We start from the raw sequence: 18,098 nt of genomic DNA, 5'->3' as shown, positions 1-18,098 counted from the left end.
CGCCTCTTGTTCCTTCAGAGTTCCGGGTCGCCCCGCCCTCTTGTTCCTTAGAGCTTGATCTCGACGTCGACACCGGCGGCCAGATCGAGCTTCATCAGAGCATCGACCGTCTGCGGGGTCGGATCGACGATGTCGAGCAGCCGCTTGTGGGTGCGCATCTCGAACTGCTCGCGGCTCTTCTTGTCGACGTGAGGCGACCGGTTGACCGTGAACTTTTCGATCCGCGTCGGCAGCGGAATGGGGCCGCGGACGTTGGCGCCGGTGCGCTTGGCGGTCGACACGATTTCGCGCGTCGAGGCGTCGAGCACCCGGTGATCAAACGCCTTAAGGCGGATGCGGATATTCTGTCCGTTCATGCGTCAATTCCTTGTTCTGGCGCGGCGCGGGCAGCCCCCGCGCCCGCGACAGATCCGTTTCAGTCCAATTACTCTTTGATGGTGACGACGATGCCGGCACCGACGGTGCGGCCGCCTTCACGGATGGCGAAGCGCAGCTTCTCTTCCATGGCGATCGGCACGATCAGCTCGACGTCGACGGTGATGTTGTCGCCAGGCATCACCATCTCGGTGCCGGCCGGCAGCGTCACAATGCCCGTCACGTCCGTGGTGCGGAAGTAGAACTGCGGACGGTAGTTGGTGAAGAACGGCGTGTGACGGCCACCCTCGTCCTTGGTCAGGATGTAGGCTTCGGCCGTGAACTTCTTGTGCGGCTTCACCGAACCGGGCTTGGCCAGAACCTGGCCGCGCTCAACGCCCTCGCGGTCGATGCCGCGCAGCAGCGCGCCGATGTTGTCGCCGGCCTGACCCTGGTCGAGCAGCTTGCGGAACATCTCGACGCCCGTGCAGGTGGTCTTGGCCGTCGGACGGATGCCGACGATCTCCAACTCCTCGCCGACCTTGACCACGCCGCGCTCGACGCGGCCGGTCACGACCGTGCCGCGGCCCGAGATCGAGAACACGTCCTCGATCGGCATCAGGAACGGCTTGTCCAGCGGACGCACCGGCGTCGGGATGTAGGCGTCGACCTGAGCCATCAGCTCGCGGATGGCGTCCTCGCCGATGGTCTTGTTGGAGTCCTCGAGGGCTGCCAGCGCCGAGCCCTTGACGATCGGAATGTCGTCGCCGGGGAACTCGTTCTTGGTCAGAAGCTCGCGAACCTCGAGCTCGACCAGCTCGAGCAGCTCAGCGTCGTCGACCTGGTCGACCTTGTTCAAAAACACCACGATCGAGGGCACGCCGACCTGGCGGGCAAGCAGGATGTGCTCGCGCGTCTGCGGCATCGGGCCGTCGGCGGCCGAAACCACCAGGATCGCGCCGTCCATCTGGGCGGCGCCGGTGATCATGTTCTTCACATAGTCGGCGTGGCCGGGGCAGTCGACGTGGGCATAGTGACGGTTGGCCGTCTCGTACTCGACATGCGCCGTCGAAATGGTGATGCCGCGCGCCTTCTCTTCCGGCGCCGCGTCGATCTGGTCATAGCGCTTGTATTCGCCAAAATACTTCGTGATCGCCGCCGTCAGCGACGTCTTGCCATGATCGACGTGACCGATCGTGCCAATGTTCACATGCGGCTTGGTGCGCTCGAATTTACCTTTTGCCATGTGATGTCTCCATTCCTGCTTGCCCGTGCGGGGCTCAAATTAAGGTCTCGTGCAACCCGCTCGAGTTACGCGTATTTCTTCTGGACTTCCTGGGCGACCGCGGTCGGAACCGGTTCGTAGTGGTCGAACTGCATCGTGTACTGGGCGCGGCCCTGCGACATCGAACGCAGATTGTCGACGTACTTGAACATGTTGGCCAAAGGCACCATGGCGTTGATGACGACAGCCACGCCACGCGCTTCCTGGCCCTGGATCTGGCCACGGCGGCCGTTGAGGTCGCCGATGACGCCGCCGACATAGTCTTCAGGCGTCACGACCTCGACCTTCATGATCGGCTCGAGCAGCTGAACGCCGAGCCTGGGCGCTGCTTCCTTGAAGCAGGCGCGGGACGCGATTTCGAACGCCAGCACCGAGGAGTCGACATCGTGGAAGGCGCCGTCGATCAGCGTCGCCTTGACGCCGATCATCGGGAAGCCGGCGAACGGGCCGGAGCCCATGACGCTCTGGATGCCCTTCTCGACGCCCGGGATGTATTCCTTCGGCACCGCGCCGCCGACGATCTTGGACTCGAACACGAATTCTTCGCTCTCGGTGTTCGGCTCGAACAGGATCTTGACGCGCGCGAACTGGCCGGTACCGCCGGTCTGCTTCTTGTGCGTGTAGTCCTGCTCGTGGGTGCGGGTGATCGTCTCGCGATAGGCCACCTGCGGAGCGCCGACATTGGCTTCCACCTTGAACTCGCGGCGCATGCGGTCGACGATGATGTCGAGATGCAGCTCGCCCATGCCGGCGATGATGGTCTGACCGCTTTCCTCGTCGGTCTTGACGCGGAAGGACGGGTCCTCGGCCGCCAGGCGATGCAGCGCGAGGCCCATCTTCTCCTGGTCGTTCTTGGTCTTCGGCTCGATGGCGATCTGGATGACCGGATCGGGGAATTCCATGCGCTCGAGGATGACCGGGTGCAGCGGGTCGCACAGCGTGTCGCCGGTGGTCGTGTCCTTGAGGCCGGCCAGCGCGACGATGTCGCCGGCATAGGCTTCCTCGATGTCGGCGCGCGAGTTCGCATGCATCTGCAGCATGCGGCCGATGCGCTCCTTCTTGCCCTTCACGGTGTTGTCGAGCGAGGTGCCCTTGGTGAGCTTGCCCGAATAGATGCGGGCAAAGGTCAGCGAGCCGACGAACGGGTCGTTCATGATCTTGAACGCCAGCATCGACAGCGGCTCGTTGTCGTCGGCATGACGCTCGATCTCGGCGTCGGTCTTGGCGTCGACGCCCTTGATGGCCGGCACGTCGATCGGCGACGGCAGATATTCGACGACGGCGTCGAGCAGCGGCTGCACGCCCTTGTTCTTGAAGGCCGAGCCGCAGAACATCGGGAAGAACTTGACCGCGATGGTGCCCTTGCGGATCAGCGCACGGATCTCGTCGTTCGACGGCATGTTGCCTTCGAGGTAGTTCTCGAGCGCGGTCTCGTCCATCTCGACGGCGGCCTCGATCATCTTCTCGCGATACTGCGCGGCCTTCTCCTTGAGGTCGGCCGGAATCTCGACGACGTCCCAGGCAGCGCCCAGCGTCTCGTCGCGCCAGACGAGCGCGTTCATCTCGACGAGGTCGACAACGCCCTTGAACTCGGTCTCGGCGCCGATCGGCAGCTGCATGACGACGGCCTGCGCGCCAAGGCGCGAGCCGATCATGTCCACCGAGCGGTAGAAGTCGGCGCCGATCTTGTCCATCTTGTTGCAGAAGATCATGCGCGGCACGTGGTACTTGTCAGCCTGGCGCCACACGGTCTCGGTCTGCGGCTCGACGCCGGCGTTGGCATCGAGCAGCGCGATGGCGCCATCGAGCACGCGCAGCGAACGCTCGACCTCAATGGTGAAGTCGACGTGTCCGGGGGTGTCGATGATGTTGAAGCGGCGCATCTTGCCGTCACGGCCCTTCCAGAAGGTCGTGGTCGCGGCCGAGGTGATGGTGATGCCGCGTTCCTGCTCCTGCTCCATCCAGTCCATGGTGGCAGCGCCGTCATGGACTTCGCCGATCTTGTGCGACTTGCCCGTGTAGTACAGGACGCGCTCGGTCGTCGTCGTCTTGCCGGCGTCGATATGCGCCATGATACCGAAATTGCGGTAGTCTTCGATTTTGTATTCGCGGGCCATGGGAGGTGCCTCTCAGTCTCGTTCGCGCTTTACCAGCGGTAGTGCGCGAAGGCGCGGTTGGCTTCCGCCATCTTGTGGGTGTCTTCACGCTTCTTGACGGCCGTGCCGCGGTTGTTGGCCGCATCCATCAGCTCGCCCGAGAGGCGGTCGATCATGGTGGTCTCGTTACGGTTGCGGGCCGCGGCGATAAGCCAGCGGATCGCCAGCGCCTGACGGCGCTCGGGGCGCACGTCGACCGGAACCTGGTAGGTGGCGCCGCCGACGCGACGCGAGCGCACTTCCACATGCGGCGCGACATTGTCGAGCGCCTGATGGAAGACGGTGACCGGCTCCTGCTTGGTCTTGGCCTGGACCTGGTCGAGCGCGCCGTAGACGATGGTCTCGGCGACCGACTTCTTGCCGTCATACATGACGGCGTTCATGAACTTGGTGACGATCAGGTCGCCGAACTTGGGGTCCGGATTGATCTCACGCTTTTCTGCACTGTGACGACGGGACATGGCTTTTGTCTCTCAATCTCGTGGCACGGCGCAGTCAAAAAAAGCGCCGAAGCCGGAAACCCTTACTTCGGACGCTTCGCGCCGTATTTCGAACGGCGCTGCTTGCGGTTCTTCACACCCTGCGTGTCGAGCACGCCGCGGATGATGTGGTAGCGGACGCCCGGCAGATCCTTGACGCGGCCGCCGCGGATCATGACCACCGAGTGCTCCTGAAGGTTATGGCCTTCGCCCGGGATGTAGCCGATCACTTCGAAACCATTGGTCAGGCGGATCTTGGCCACCTTGCGCAGCGCCGAGTTCGGCTTCTTCGGCGTCGTGGTGTAGACGCGCGTGCAGACGCCCCGCTTCTGCGGGTTCTGCTGCATGGCCGGGACCTTGTTGCGCTTCACCGGCGCCAGGCGCGGCTTGCGGATCAGCTGGTTGACGGTAGGCATTAAACCCTCTTGTCTCTCAATTCCGTGTCTTGCCCTGTCAGGGCCGCTCAAAGCGTCATTTCCATACGCAAATTCGGGCAACACACCGCGTCTCGCGGTCCTGCCCGAACAAATTGCAGAGGAAGCGGAAGCCGCTTCATGCGCGCCGGAGATGTCTTTTCGCTCGTAAAACGAACCCTGTTTGAGGCAAACTCCAAGGCGCGTCGCCTCGGAAAGGCAAGTCTCACATCGGTTCTGACGTGGCGGCTTCTACTCGCAAGGCCGATATCCGTCAACCCCGGAACGGCAAATATTGCGCCCGATCCGGAGCTTGGCAGCCATGCGGAAAACGCATGTAATTTTCTTGCGTCTTTTTTCAAGAGCGGGGAAGAAAGTGACCGGGTTTCGGCTGTCATCTCAGCCGGCTTCGTGCAAGAAGGCGGCATGAATGGCAAAAACCCTCTCTTCCGGAGGAATCAGCCCGTGAACGACAATGAAGAGCGCCCGGTCACTATCATCACCGGCCGGGTCTGGCGGCGCAAGGGCGGCAAGCCGGAGGGCGTGCATGTGATGCTGGTCGCGCCCGACGATGATTCTGCCGTGCGCCGCGCGCTCGAATCGCTCGCGGCCGAAGGATTCGCCGAAGCCGAGCTCGACCAGATCGGCGACATGGAAGGCGTGCCCGACGAGGAGCCGCATCTGTCGGCCTATCAAGGCGCGCTGGAAGGTGAAGTGTCGATCGTCACCTTCGACGAACCGATCTGATCGGCAAGGCGGCCGGAACGCCTCCTCATTCGTCCTGGCTTGCCGGGCACCTTTGTCCTGCCTAGAACATCTCAGCCAAAATCGCTCGGAGCTCCCATGACCAGCAATCCCATCAGGCTCGGTATCGTCGGCGTTGGGAAGATCGTCCGCGATCAGCACCTTCCCGCACTCGCCAAGGACGGCAGCTATCAGCTTGCAGCCGCCGCGAGCCGCCACGGCAAGGTCGACGGCATCCCGAACTATCCGACGATCGAGGCGATGCTCGACGCCGAGCCCAACCTGGAAGCCGTCTCGCTCTGCATGCCGCCGCAGTTCCGCTACGACGCGGCGCGAGCCGCGCTCGAGGCCGGGAAGCATGTCTTTATGGAGAAGCCGCCGGGCGCCACCGTCAGCGAGGTCGAGGACCTGAAGGCGATTGCCGCGAAGAAAGGCGTTTCGCTTTTCGCCAGTTGGCATTCGCGCTATGCGCCGGCGGTCGAGGCCGCGCGCGCCTTCCTCGCCTCGGCCAAGGTCAGCTCGGCCGCCATCAACTGGAAGGAGGACGTGCGCCGCTGGCACCCGAACCAGGAATGGATCTGGGCGCCGGGCGGTTTCGGCGTCTTCGATCCAGGCATCAACGCTCTGTCGATCGCGACCCACATCCTGCCGCCGATGTTCATCACCTCGGCCATTCTCGACTTCCCCGAGAATCGTGCGTCGCCGGTCGCAGCGCATGTCGTCTTCCGCACCTCGACCGGGCTGCCGGTGACGATGGAGCTCGACTGGCTGCAGACCGGTCCGCAGAGCTGGGACATCCTGGCCGAGACCGACAAGGGCAAGATGGTGCTTTCGGGCGGCGGCGCAAAGCTCGCCGTCGACGGCAAAATCATCCATGATGAGCCGGAGGCCGAGTATCCGATGCTCTACAAACGCTTCGCCGAGATCGTGCGGGCCGGCATCTCAGACGTCGACCTGGCACCGCTTCAGCATGTCGCCGACGCCTTCATGCTCGGCAAGCGTAACGTGGTCGAACCGTTCTTCGATTGAGTCGGCGGGACTGGCGCTGCCGGCGTCAGTCCACGATCGCAATGGCAAACCCGTCGTAGCCCTTGGCGCCGACGGTCTGGATGGCGGTGCCGTTCAGGCGCTTCTCGCCGCCAATGAAGGAGAACGCCGCGCGTGCGCCTTCGACGTTGGCATCGCCGCTATCCTTGTTCACGACGGCGCCGTCGCGGATGACGTTGTCGCAGACGATCACCGTCCCCGAGCGCGCAAGCCGCATGGCCCAGGAGAGATAGTTCGGGTTGTTCGGTTTGTCGGCGTCGATGAAGATCAGGTCGAACGGACCGGCATTTTCGCTGACCAACACCGTGAGCGACTGAAGGGCCGGCCCGAGACGCAAATCCACCTTGTCGGAGACCCCTGCCCGCTCGAAGTTCGAGCGCGCGACCTCGGCGTGGTGCGGGTCGAGTTCCAGCGTCACGACCTTGCCGTCGGCAGGCAGACCCCTTGCCATCCAGATGGTCGAGTAGCCGCCGAGCGTGCCGATCTCGAGCACCTTTTTCGCACCGCCAATCCGCACCAGCAGCGAAAGCAATTTGCCCTGCGCTGGCGAAACGTCGATGGCCGGCAGACCCTGCTCGCGGTTGGCCGCAAGCGCGGCGTCAAGCGCGGGATCCGCTTCGAAGAGAGAGGCGACGATATAGTCGTCGACAGCCGTCCAGGTCCTGGCGCTCATGGTTCATCCTTGTCTTGGCAGGAATGCAAAAAAGGGGCCACGCAGGCCCCTTTTTCTTTCTCTTGTTCCATCCGCGCTTACTGCGCGGCGTTGACCATGTTGGTCAGCATCGGCTCGGCGACCTCGACGCCGGACGCCTTGCGGCGCTCGTCGATGATCAGCTCGTCGCGCGAGGTGGCGATGCGCCGGATCTGGCTCATCGTGCCGCCGGTGCCGGCCGGGATCAGACGGCCGACGATGACGTTTTCCTTCAGACCCTGCAGCATGTCGGTCTTGCCGGCAACCGCGGCCTCGGTCAGCACCCTGGTCGTCTCCTGGAAGGAGGCGGCCGAGATGAAGGACGGCGTCTGCAGCGAGGCCTTGGTGATGCCGAGCAGCACCGGCTGACCTTCGGCCGGCTTCTTGCCGTCCTCGATCAGGCGCTCGTTGACCTCTTCCAGCTCGATCACGTCGACGTGGTCGCCAGGAATGTAGGTCGAGTCGCCCTGCGCGGTGATCTCGACCTTCTGCAGCATCTGGCGAACGATCACCTCGATGTGCTTGTCGTTGATCGACACGCCCTGCAGGCGGTAGACCTCCTGGATCTCGTTGACGAGGTAGGACGCAAGCGCCTCCACGCCCTTGATCGCCAGGATGTCATGCGGCGCCGGATTGCCGTCGAGGATGTAGTCGCCCTTCTCGATGACGTCGCCGTCCTGGAGATGGAACGGCTTGCCCTTCGGGATCAGGTACTCGACCGGCTCCAGCGTCGAGTCATGCGGCTCGATGACGATGCGACGCTTGTTCTTGTAGTCGCGGCCGAAGCGGATCGTGCCATCGATCTCGGCGATGATGGCGTGGTCCTTCGGACGGCGAGCCTCGAACAGTTCGGCAACGCGCGGCAGACCACCGGTGATGTCCTTGGTCTTGGCGCTTTCCATGGGGATACGCGCCAGCACGTCGCCCGGACGGACATGCGCGCCCGGCTCAACCGAGAGGATGGCCTCGACCGAGAGCAGGAAGCGCGCATCGCCGCCCTTCGACAGCTTGCCGACCTTGCCCTTGGCGTCTTGGACGACGATCGCCGGCTTCAGGTCGCTGCCGCGCGGCGTCGAGCGCCAGTCGATGACCTCGCGCTTGGTGATGCCGGTCGATTCGTCGGCCGTCTCCTGAACGGAAATGCCGTCGACCAGATCCTCGAACGCCACCTTGCCCTCGATTTCGGTGAGGATCGGGCGGGTATAAGGATCCCACTCGGCGATGCGCTGGCCGCGCTTCACCTTGTCGCCATCGTCCACGAAGATGCGCGAGCCATAGGCGACGCGGTGCGTGGCGCGCTCCTTGCCGGCCTCGTCGAGGATCAGGACCGCCATGTTGCGGCCCATGACCATCTGCTGGCCGTCGGAGTTGCGCACCACGTTGCGGTTGCGGATCTCGACCTTGCCCTCATAGGAGGCTTCAAGGAACGAAGAGTCCACCACCTGCGCGGTGCCGCCCATGTGGAAGGTGCGCATGGTGAGCTGGGTGCCCGGCTCGCCGATCGACTGCGCAGCGATGACGCCGACAGCCTCGCCCTGGTTGACGGGCGTGCCGCGGGCAAGATCGCGACCATAGCAGACCGCGCAGACGCCGGTCCTGACCTCGCAGGTCAGCGCCGAGCGGATGCGCACCGACTGCACGCCGGCCTTCTCGATCTGCTCCACGTCGCGCTCGTCCATCAGCTTGCCGGCCTTGACCAGCAATTCGCCGGAGACCGGGTGGTTGATGTCGTCGAGCGCCGTGCGGCCCAGCACGCGCTGACCGACCGAGGCGACGATCTGGCCGGCATCGACGATCGGCTGCATGGTGAGGCCCTTGTCGGTGCCGCAATCCAGCGAATTGACGATGCAGTCCTGCGCCACGTCGACCAGACGGCGGGTCAGGTAACCCGAGTTCGCCGTCTTCAACGCAGTGTCGGCCAGACCCTTGCGGGCGCCGTGGGTCGAGTTGAAGTACTCGAGCACGGTAAGGCCTTCCTTGAAGTTCGAGATGATGGGCGTCTCGATGATCTCGCCCGAAGGCTTGGCCATCAGGCCGCGCATGCCGGCGAGCTGGCGCATCTGGGTGGGCGAACCGCGCGCACCCGAATGCGACATCATGTAGATCGAGTTCATCGGCTTCTGACGGCCGTTTTCCTCGAACTCGACCGCCTTGATGCGGGCCATCATCTCGTCGGCGACCTTTTCCGAGCACTTGGCCCAGGCGTCGACCACCTTGTTGTACTTCTCGCCCTGGGTGATCAGGCCGTCATTGTACTGCTGCTCGTACTCCTTGGCCAAAGCCTCGGTGTCGGAGACCAGCTTCAGCTTGGTGTCCGGGATCACCATGTCGTCCTTGCCGAACGAAATGCCGGCGCGGCAGGCATGGGCGAAGCCGAGGGCCATGATGCGATCGCAGAAGATGACCGTCTCCTTCTGGCCGCAGTGGCGGTAGACGGTGTCGATCATCTTGGAGATGTTCTTCTTGGTCATCTCCTGGTTGGCGGTCTCATAAGGCACGTTGACGTTCTTCGGCAGAAGCTCGCCGATGATCATGCGGCCAGGCGTGGTGTCGTAGATCTTCGACACGACCTTGCCTTCGGCATCGACCGTGCGGAAGCGACCCTTGATCTTGGCGTGCAGCGTGACGGCCTTGGTCTCCAGCGCATGCTGGAGCTCGCCCATGTCGGCGAACACCATGCCTTCGCCCGGCTCGTTCTGGTTGACGATCGACAGATAGTAGAGACCGAGAACCATGTCCTGCGACGGCACGATGATCGGCGCGCCGGAGGCCGGGTGCAGGATGTTGTTGGTCGACATCATCAGCACGCGGGCTTCGAGCTGCGCTTCCAGCGACAGCGGCACGTGGACCGCCATCTGGTCACCGTCGAAGTCGGCGTTGAAGGCCGTGCAGACCAGCGGATGCAGCTGGATCGCCTTGCCTTCGATCAGGATCGGCTCGAACGCCTGGATGCCGAGGCGGTGCAGCGTCGGCGCGCGGTTCAACAGCACCGGATGCTCGCGGATGACCTCGTCGAGGATATCCCAAACCTCCGGACGCTCCTTCTCGACCAGCTTCTTCGCCTGCTTGACCGTCGAGGAGAAACCCTTGGCGTCGAGGCGGGCGTAGATGAAGGGCTTGAAGAGTTCGAGCGCCATCTTCTTCGGCAGGCCGCACTGATGCAGCTTGAGCTCCGGACCGGTCACGATGACCGAGCGGCCGGAATAGTCGACGCGCTTGCCGAGCAGGTTCTGGCGGAACCGGCCCTGCTTGCCCTTCAGCATGTCGGACAGCGACTTCAGCGGACGCTTGTTGGCGCCGGTGATGACGCGGCCGCGGCGACCGTTGTCGAAGAGCGCGTCGACGGCCTCCTGCAGCATGCGCTTTTCGTTGCGCACGATGATGCCAGGCGCGCGCAGCTCGATCAGCCGCTTCAGGCGGTTGTTGCGGTTGATGACGCGGCGATAGAGGTCGTTGAGGTCGGACGTCGCGAAGCGGCCGCCGTCCAGCGGGACGAGCGGGCGAAGATCCGGCGGGATAACCGGAACCACCTTCATGATCATCCATTCCGGGCGGTTGCCGGATTCCATGAAGTTCTCGACGACCTTGAGCCGTTTCAAGAGCTTCTTCTGCTTGAGCTCGGACGTGGTCGAAGCCAGCTCGGAGCGCAGGTCGCCGGCGATCTTCTCCAGGTCCATGCCGGCGAGCAGGTCATGGATGGCTTCGGCGCCGATCATGGCGGTGAAGGAATCCTCGCCATACTCGTCGACGGCCAGCATGTACTCTTCCTCGCTGAGCAGCTGGTGCTCCTTCAGCGCGGTGAGGCCGGGCTCGGTGACGATGTAGTTCTCGAAGTAAAGCACACGCTCGATGTCCTTCAGCGTCATGTCGAGCAGCGTGCCGATGCGCGAGGGCAGCGACTTCAGGAACCAGATGTGGGCGACGGGCGCGGCGAGCTCGATATGGCCCATGCGCTCGCGGCGGACGCGCGACAGCGTGACTTCGACGCCGCACTTCTCGCAGATGACGCCCTTGTACTTCATGCGCTTGTACTTGCCGCACAGGCACTCGTAGTCCTTGATCGGGCCAAAAATGCGCGCGCAGAACAGACCGTCACGCTCCGGCTTGAAGGTGCGGTAGTTGATGGTCTCCGGCTTCTTGATCTCGCCGAACGACCAGGACAGAATCTTCTCGGGGCTGGCAAGCGAGATCCGGATGGAATCGAACACCTGCGCAGGCGCCTGGGGGTTGAAGAGATTCATGACCTCTTGGTTCATGCCGTTCTCCTTTTCGGGGTCCTCGAAAACCCCTTGCATCGATCGCGGGCCGAATGCCCGCAGACTGGCCGGCCCGACCGGCCGAAGAATACTTCTTGGTTGAGCATGATCTCGTCCGAAAACCGGCTTTCGGGATCATGCTCGGGACGCGCCGCGACTTGGGTAGCGGCGCGCCATTGCCTTACTCGGCTGCGCCCCTATTCGGCAGCATCCGGCAGCCGGACAGGAGCGTCTTCGAACTTGGTGTTCTCCAGTTCGACATTGAGGCCCAGCGAACGCATTTCCTTGACGAGAACGTTGAAGCTCTCGGGGATACCCGCCTCGAAGGTGTCGTCGCCTCTGACGATCGCCTCGTAGACCTTGGTGCGCCCGGCCACGTCGTCCGACTTCACCGTCAGCATTTCCTGCAGCGTGTAGGCGGCGCCGTAAGCTTCGAGCGCCCAGACCTCCATTTCGCCGAAGCGCTGGCCGCCGAACTGCGCCTTGCCGCCCAGCGGCTGCTGGGTGACGAGCGAGTACGGACCGATCGAGCGCGCGTGGATCTTGTCGTCCACCAGGTGGTGAAGCTTGAGCATATAGATGTAGCCCATCGTCACCTTGCGATCGAACGGCTCGCCGGTGCGGCCGTCATAGAGCTGCGACTGACCGCTGGTGTGCAGGCCGGCCTGCTCCAGCATGGTGTTGATGTCGGCCTCGTGCGCGCCGTCGAACACCGGGGTCGCGATGGAGACGCCGCGGCGCATCTGCTCGCTCAGGCGAATGATGCTCTCGTCGTCATAGTCGCGGATCGGCTCGTTGCGGTCGTTGGAAGGCATGAAGCTTTCCAGCGTCTTGCGCAGCGGCTTGATGTCGCCGCCCGACTTGTAGGCATCGATCAGCTCGCCGATCTTCCTGCCCATGCCGGCGCAGGCCCAGCCCAGATGCGTTTCCAGGATCTGGCCGACATTCATGCGGCTCGGCACACCCAGCGGGTTGAGCACGATGTCGGCATGCGTGCCGTCCTCGAGGAAAGGCATGTCCTCGACCGGAACGATGCGCGACACGACACCCTTGTTGCCGTGACGGCCGGCCATCTTGTCGCCCGGCTGCATCTTGCGCTTCACCGCCACGAAGACCTTGACCATCTTCATGACGCCCGGAGGCATCTCGTCGCCGCGCTGCACCTTCTCGACCTTGTCCATGAAGCGCTGCTCGAGCGCCTTCTTGGAGTCGTCGTACTGGCCGCGCAGCGCTTCCAGTTCGCTCTGGAGCTTTTCGTTCTCCACGGCGAACTGCCACCACTGCGAGCGCGGATACTCGTCAAGCGTGTCCTTCGACAGCTTCGAGCCCTTCTTGAAGCCCTTCGGTCCGGCGATCGCATCCTTGCCGACCAGCATGTCGGAAAGACGCGAGTAGACGTTGCGGTCGAGGATCGCCTGCTCGTCGTCGCGGTCCTTGGCCAGGCGCTCGATCTCCTCGCGCTCGATCGCCATGGCGCGCTCGTCCTTCTCCACGCCGTGGCGGTTGAAGACGCGCACTTCGACGACGGTGCCGAAGGTGCCCGGAGGCATGCGCATGGAGGTGTCGCGAACGTCCGAGGCCTTCTCGCCGAAGATGGCGCGCAGCAGCTTTTCTTCCGGCGTCATCGGGCTTTCGCCCTTCGGCGTGATCTTGCCGACCAGGATGTCGCCCGGCTGCACTTCCGCGCCGATATAGACGATGCCGGCCTCGTCGAGGTTCTTCAGCGCTTCTTCCGAAACGTTCGGAATGTCGCGCGTGATTTCCTCTGGTCCGAGCTTGGTGTCGCGGGCCATGACCTCGAACTCCTCGATATGGATCGAGGTGAAGACGTCGTCGGCCACGATGCGCTCGGAGAGCAGGATCGAGTCCTCGTAGTTGTAGCCGTTCCAAGGCATGAACGCGACCAGCACGTTGCGGCCGAGCGCCAGATCGCCGAGCTCGGTCGACGGACCGTCGGCAATGATGTCGCCCTTGTTCACCCGGTCGCCCACACGCACCAGCGGGCGCTGGTTGATGCAGGTGTTCTGGTTCGAACGCTGGAACTTCATCAGCCGGTAGATGTCGACGCCGGACTTGGCCGGGTCGAGATCTTCCGTCGCACGGATGACGATACGGGTGGCGTCCACCTGGTCGACCACGCCGCCGCGGCGGGCACCGATGGCGGCACCCGAGTCGCGAGCCACGACCGGCTCCATGCCGGTGCCGACGAACGGCGCCTCGGCGCGCACCAGCGGCACGGCTTGACGCTGCATGTTCGAGCCCATCAGCGCGCGGTTGGCGTCGTCGTTCTCGAGGAACGGGATGAGCGCCGCCGCCACCGAGACCATCTGCTTCGGCGACACGTCCATCAGGTCGACGTTCTCGCGCGGCGCCATCATCACCTCGCCGGCGTTGCGGCAGATGACGAACTCGTCGACGAAGCTGCCGTTCTTGTCGAGCTCGGCGTTGGCCTGCGCGACATGGTGCTTGGCCTCTTCCATCGCCGACAGATAGACGACTTCATTGGTCAGCTTGCCGTTGACGATCTTGCGGTACGGGCTCTCGATGAAGCCGTACTTGTTGACGCGCGCGAAAGTGGCGAGCGAGTTGATCAGACCGATATTCGGGCCTTCCGGCGTCTCGATCGGGCAGATGCGGCCGTAATGCGTCGGGTGCACGTCGCGCACCTCGAAGCCGGCGCGCTCGCGGGTCAGACCGCCCGGTCCAAGCGCCGACAGGCGGCGCTTGTGGGTGATCTCGGACAGCGGATTGGTCTGGTCCATGAACTGCGACAGCTGCGAGGAGCCGAAGAACTCGCGCACGGCGGCCGCCGCCGGCTTGGCGTTGATCAGGTCCTGCGGCATGACCGTGTCGATCTCGATCGAGGACATGCGTTCCTTGATCGCGCGCTCCATGCGCAGCAGGCCGACGCGGTACTGATTCTCCATCAGCTCGCCGACCGAACGCACGCGGCGGTTGCCGAGATTGTCGATGTCGTCGATCTCGCCTTTGCCGTCGCGCAGCTCCACCAGCGTCTTGACCACGGCCAGGATGTCTTCCTTGCGCAGCACGCGCACGGTGTCCTCGGCCTTGAGCTCGAGGCGCATGTTCATCTTGACGCGGCCGACGGCCGACAGGTCATAGCGCTCGCTGTCGAAGAACAGCGAGTTGAACATGGCTTCGGCGGTCTCGAGCGTCGGCGGCTCGCCCGGGCGCATGACGCGGTAGATGTCGAACAGCGCGTCCTGGCGGCTCTCGTTCTTGTCGACGGCCAAAGTGTTGCGAATGTAGGCGCCGACATTGACATGGTCGATGTCGAGGATCTGGATCTCGTCCTCGCCGGTGCCGAGCAGCACCTTCAGCGTCTTGTCGTCGATCTCGTCGCCGGCCTCGAGGAAGATCTCGCCGGTGGCGTAGTTGACGATGTCCTCGGCCAGGTAGTTGCCGAGCAGGTCCTCGTCGGTTGCCTTGATCGCCTTAAGGCCCTTCTCGCCGAGCTGGCGGGCCTGGCGGGCGGTGATCTTCTTGCCGGCCTCGACGACGATCTCGCCCGTGTCGGCATCGACCAGGTCGCCGACGGCCTTGAGGCCGCGGAACCGCTCGACGTTGAACGGGATGCGCCAGTGGTCGCCGGCGCGCTTGTAGGTGATCTTGTTGTAGAAGGTCGACAGGATCTCTTCGCCGTCCATGCCGAGCGCCATCAGGAGCGACGTCACCGGAATCTTGCGGCGGCGGTCGATACGGGCGTGCACGACGTCCTTGGAGTCGAACTCGATGTCGAGCCAGGAACCGCGATAGGGAATGACGCGCGCGGCAAACAGCAGCTTGCCCGACGAGTGCGACTTGCCCTTGTCATGGTCGAAGAAGACGCCCGGCGAGCGGTGCATCTGCGAGACGATGACGCGCTCGGTGCCGTTGACGATGAAGGTGCCGTTCGAAGTCATGAGCGGCATGTCGCCCATGTAGACGTCCTGCTCCTTGATATCCTTGATCGACTTGGCACCGGTATCCTCGTCGATATCAAACACGATGAGGCGCAGCGTCACCTTGAGCGGCGCGGCATAGGTCAGGTCGCGCTGACGGCACTCGTCAACGTCGAATTTCGGTCCTTCGAACTCATACTTCACGAATTCCAGCATCGAGGAGCCGGAAAAATCGGAGATCGGGAAGACCGACTTGAAAACGGCCTGCAGTCCCTCGTCAGGACGCCCGCCCTTGGGCTCGTCCACCATCAGGAACTGGTCATAGGATGCCTTCTGAACCTCGATCAGGTTCGGCATCTCCGCAACTTCCGGGATCTTTCCGAAGAACTTGCGTACGCGTCTGCGGCCATTGAAAGTCTGGGTCTGGGCCATCGTCGCTCCTTAGCTCAAAACTCGGGACGAACCTCGCCGCGGTTCGCCTTGCACCAACGGGCCGCCTCGCCGGCTGCCCCTGTCTGTTTTCCGGCCGCCCTTTCCAATCGCTTGGCGGCTGCCGGCTAAAACGGGAGAAAACCCGTTTCCTGAAGGCCGCTTCCGGCCCTCAGGAAAGAGGTTTTCAAACGTCTCGCGTTCACGAAACCTCCCCCTTAACCAGGGAGGGGGCGGACGGCGCGAGACCGTCCGCCCTCGCCTATTACTTCAGCTCGACCTTGGCGCCAGCTGCTTCCAGCTGAGCCTTGAACTTGTCGGCGTCGGCCTTGGAAACGCCTTCCTTGACCGGCTTCGGAGCCGCTTCGACCAGGTCCTTGGCTTCCTTGAGGCCAAGGCCGGTGATGGCGCGGACTTCCTTGATGACGTTGATCTTCTGGGCGCCGGCGTCGGCGAGAACGACGTCGAATTCCGTCTTCTCTTCAGCCGGAGCAGCAGCAGCGGCAGCGCCACCGGCAGCAGCGGCAACCGCCACCGGAGCGGCGGCCGAAACGCCCCACTTCTCTTCCAGGAGCTTCGACAGCTCGGCCGCCTCGAGGACGGTCAGCTTCGAAAGGTCGTCTACGATCTTCGCGAGATCAGCCATTTGTGTATTCCTTTACTTGGTTCGAACGTGTGTTGTTGACAGCGAGGAACGGCCTCATGCCGCCTCGTCCTTCCGGGCGTAAGCGCCGATGACGCGCGCGACCGAAGCCGCGGGCGCATTGACGATCTGGGCGATCCGGGTTGCCGGCGTGGCGATCATGCCAACCAGCTTGGCGCGCAGCTCGTCGAGCGACGGCATCGTAGCGAGTGCCTTGACACCGTCGGCGTTGAGCGAGGTCGAGCCCATCGCGCCGCCGAGAATGATCAGCTTGTCATTCCCCTTGGCGAACTCGGACGCGATCTTCGGCGCCGCAACCGGATCCTCCGAATAAGCGATCAGCGTCTGTCCCTTGAACAGATCGACGATCGATGCGGAGTCCGTGCCCTGAAGAGCGATCTTGGCGAGACGGTTCTTCGCGACTTTGACGGTGCCACCGGCGGCGCGCATCTTCGACCTCAGGTCGTTCATTTGCGCCACGGTGATACCGGCGTAGTGGGCCACGACGACTGAACCCGCGTTCGAGAACGCTTCGTTCAGGCCCGTGACGAGTTCGCGTTTTTCCGCTCTGTCCACTGCCTATCTCCAGTTGACCCCTGCCTCATTCTCGAGGTCAGAGGTCGGGTTGCCTTTTGCCGGCCGGGCCATCCAAAAAACGGATCTCCCGAACGGCGCTCGAGGATCCTGCCCCCTTTCGCCACACCGACGGCCAAGCCGGCGATGTGCTGACAAAAGGCAAACACGGTTCGAACCTTTCATTGGAGCTTTTCGCTCCTTTGTCGGGTCTTCACCCGTCTCATGCAGGCCCATGCGAATTAAGGCTTTTGGGCCGCCTGCAATCTCGGACAGGATATCCGGAAGCCTTTCGGCCTCCGGGTTACCGGACCGCCGACGGATCGGCGGTCCGGAATTCTTCTTTGTTGGAGCATGATCTTTTCCGAAAACCGGTTCCGGATCATGCTCTAACGACCGGCCTGAAGCCGATCAGGACGACACTTACGACGCGGCGAGCGTCGCGATGTCGAGCTTGAGGCCGGGACCCATCGTCGAGGTGACCGACACCTTCTTGACGTAGTTGCCCTTGGCGCCGGCGGGCTTTGCCTTGTTCACCGCATCAGCGAAGGCCCGCACATTCTCTTCCAGCGCCTTGACGTCGAACGAGACCTTGCCGACGCCGGCCTGGACGATGCCGGCCTTCTCGACGCGGAACTCGACGGCGCCGCCCTTCGAAGCCTTGACGGCGGCCGCGACATCGGTGGTCACGGTGCCGACCTTCGGGTTCGGCATCATGCCGCGCGGGCCGAGCACCTTACCCAGGCGGCCGACCAGCGGCATCATGTCCGGGGTGGCGATGCAGCGATCGAAATCGATCGTGCCCTTCTGGACGATCTCGACCAGGTCCTCGGCGCCAACGATATCGGCGCCGGCGGCCTTGGCTTCCTCGGCCTTGTCGCCGCGCGCGAACACGGCGACGCGAACCGAGCGGCCGGTGCCGTTCGGCAGATTGACCACGCCGCGGACCATCTGGTCGGCATGGCGGGGATCGACGCCAAGGTTCATCGAAACCTCGACGGTCTCGTCGAACTTAACCGTAGACCGGTCCTTGAGCAGCTGCAGCGCCTCGTTGAGGGCGTAGGCCTTGTTCGGATCGATGCCTTCGCGGCTCTTGGCAACTCGCTTTGCAATCTTTGCCATGATC

At 63.5% G+C, this 18,098-nt stretch carries 13 protein-coding genes; 2 read left to right on the top strand and 11 right to left on the bottom strand.

Going from position 1 to position 18,098, the window contains the following annotated elements:
- Positions 1–47: 47 nt before the first annotated feature.
- From rpsJ to rpsL, 5 genes are all read right to left on the bottom strand, one after another.
- Complete coding sequence (gene rpsJ, locus QAZ47_RS20865; protein WP_006205468.1) at positions 48–356, bottom strand: 30S ribosomal protein S10; 309 nt, start codon at positions 354–356, stop codon at positions 48–50.
- Between the two features lie 68 nt (positions 357–424).
- Positions 425–1,600 carry an elongation factor Tu gene (gene tuf, locus QAZ47_RS20860; RefSeq protein ID WP_278077423.1) on the bottom strand — a complete coding sequence of 392 codons (1,176 nt, stop codon included), beginning with the start codon at positions 1,598–1,600 and terminating at the stop codon, positions 425–427.
- A 65-nt stretch (positions 1,601–1,665) separates the two neighbouring features.
- A complete protein-coding gene (gene fusA / locus QAZ47_RS20855) occupies positions 1,666–3,756 on the bottom strand; it encodes an elongation factor G (RefSeq protein ID WP_041003104.1) in 2,091 nt (696 codons plus the stop codon).
- A gap of 29 nt (positions 3,757–3,785) precedes the next feature.
- The gene (gene rpsG / locus QAZ47_RS20850; RefSeq protein WP_059189563.1) at positions 3,786–4,256 is read right to left on the bottom strand and encodes a 30S ribosomal protein S7; all 471 of its coding nucleotides are present in this window, start codon (positions 4,254–4,256) and stop codon (positions 3,786–3,788) included.
- 62 nt (positions 4,257–4,318) lie between these two features.
- Positions 4,319–4,690, bottom strand: coding sequence for a 30S ribosomal protein S12 (rpsL, locus tag QAZ47_RS20845; RefSeq protein WP_006202128.1), 372 nt, complete (start codon positions 4,688–4,690; stop codon positions 4,319–4,321).
- 462 nt (positions 4,691–5,152) lie between these two features.
- Between rpsL and QAZ47_RS20840 the strand changes: the two genes are divergently transcribed.
- Both QAZ47_RS20840 and QAZ47_RS20835 read left to right on the top strand, forming a co-directional pair.
- The gene (locus tag QAZ47_RS20840; protein ID WP_278077448.1) at positions 5,153–5,434 is read left to right on the top strand and encodes a transcriptional regulator; all 282 of its coding nucleotides are present in this window, start codon (positions 5,153–5,155) and stop codon (positions 5,432–5,434) included.
- A 96-nt stretch (positions 5,435–5,530) separates the two neighbouring features.
- Entirely contained in the window at positions 5,531–6,460 is a 930-nt protein-coding gene (locus QAZ47_RS20835; RefSeq protein ID WP_278230575.1) for a Gfo/Idh/MocA family oxidoreductase, read from the top strand.
- Between the two features lie 25 nt (positions 6,461–6,485).
- On the opposite strand, the gene QAZ47_RS20830 is transcribed toward QAZ47_RS20835, so the two are convergent.
- From QAZ47_RS20830 to rplA, 6 genes are all read right to left on the bottom strand, one after another.
- Positions 6,486–7,151, bottom strand: coding sequence for an O-methyltransferase (locus QAZ47_RS20830; RefSeq protein WP_278202599.1), 666 nt, complete (start codon positions 7,149–7,151; stop codon positions 6,486–6,488).
- A 77-nt stretch (positions 7,152–7,228) separates the two neighbouring features.
- Positions 7,229–11,425, bottom strand: a complete 4,197-nt coding sequence (gene rpoC / locus QAZ47_RS20825; protein WP_278230574.1) for a DNA-directed RNA polymerase subunit beta' — start codon at positions 11,423–11,425, stop codon at positions 7,229–7,231.
- A 197-nt stretch (positions 11,426–11,622) separates the two neighbouring features.
- The gene (gene rpoB, locus QAZ47_RS20820) at positions 11,623–15,759 is read right to left on the bottom strand and encodes a DNA-directed RNA polymerase subunit beta (RefSeq protein WP_278077430.1); all 4,137 of its coding nucleotides are present in this window, start codon (positions 15,757–15,759) and stop codon (positions 11,623–11,625) included.
- Positions 15,760–16,021: 262 nt separating this feature from the next.
- Positions 16,022–16,402, bottom strand: a complete 381-nt coding sequence (gene rplL / locus QAZ47_RS20815) for a 50S ribosomal protein L7/L12 (RefSeq protein ID WP_040983055.1) — start codon at positions 16,400–16,402, stop codon at positions 16,022–16,024.
- A 54-nt stretch (positions 16,403–16,456) separates the two neighbouring features.
- A complete protein-coding gene (rplJ, locus tag QAZ47_RS20810; RefSeq protein WP_066989579.1) occupies positions 16,457–16,975 on the bottom strand; it encodes a 50S ribosomal protein L10 in 519 nt (172 codons plus the stop codon).
- Between the two features lie 420 nt (positions 16,976–17,395).
- A complete protein-coding gene (gene rplA / locus QAZ47_RS20805; RefSeq protein WP_278230573.1) occupies positions 17,396–18,094 on the bottom strand; it encodes a 50S ribosomal protein L1 in 699 nt (232 codons plus the stop codon).
- Positions 18,095–18,098 lie beyond the last annotated feature (4 nt).

The organism is Mesorhizobium sp. WSM4904, assembly GCF_029674545.1.
Classification (GTDB): Bacteria; Pseudomonadota; Alphaproteobacteria; order Rhizobiales; family Rhizobiaceae; genus Mesorhizobium.
This window is presented reverse-complemented; position numbering and strand designations above follow the sequence as displayed.

What these genes read in the sequence shown, in the direction of transcription:
- rpsG (WP_059189563.1), bottom strand. Translation starts at nt 4,256, where the DNA reads ATGTCCCGTCGTCACAGTGCAGAAAAGCGTGAGATCAATCCGGACCCC.
- rplA (WP_278230573.1), bottom strand. Translation starts at nt 18,094, where the DNA reads ATGGCAAAGATTGCAAAGCGAGTTGCCAAGAGCCGCGAAGGCATCGAT.
- fusA (WP_041003104.1), bottom strand. Translation starts at nt 3,756, where the DNA reads ATGGCCCGCGAATACAAAATCGAAGACTACCGCAATTTCGGTATCATG.
- rpsJ (WP_006205468.1), bottom strand. Translation starts at nt 356, where the DNA reads ATGAACGGACAGAATATCCGCATCCGCCTTAAGGCGTTTGATCACCGG.
- rpsL (WP_006202128.1), bottom strand. Translation starts at nt 4,690, where the DNA reads ATGCCTACCGTCAACCAGCTGATCCGCAAGCCGCGCCTGGCGCCGGTG.
- rplL (WP_040983055.1), bottom strand. Translation starts at nt 16,402, where the DNA reads ATGGCTGATCTCGCGAAGATCGTAGACGACCTTTCGAAGCTGACCGTC.
- QAZ47_RS20830 (WP_278202599.1), bottom strand. Translation starts at nt 7,151, where the DNA reads ATGAGCGCCAGGACCTGGACGGCTGTCGACGACTATATCGTCGCCTCT.
- rpoB (WP_278077430.1), bottom strand. Translation starts at nt 15,759, where the DNA reads ATGGCCCAGACCCAGACTTTCAATGGCCGCAGACGCGTACGCAAGTTC.
- tuf (WP_278077423.1), bottom strand. Translation starts at nt 1,600, where the DNA reads ATGGCAAAAGGTAAATTCGAGCGCACCAAGCCGCATGTGAACATTGGC.
- rpoC (WP_278230574.1), bottom strand. Translation starts at nt 11,425, where the DNA reads ATGAACCAAGAGGTCATGAATCTCTTCAACCCCCAGGCGCCTGCGCAG.
- QAZ47_RS20835 (WP_278230575.1), top strand. Translation starts at nt 5,531, where the DNA reads ATGACCAGCAATCCCATCAGGCTCGGTATCGTCGGCGTTGGGAAGATC.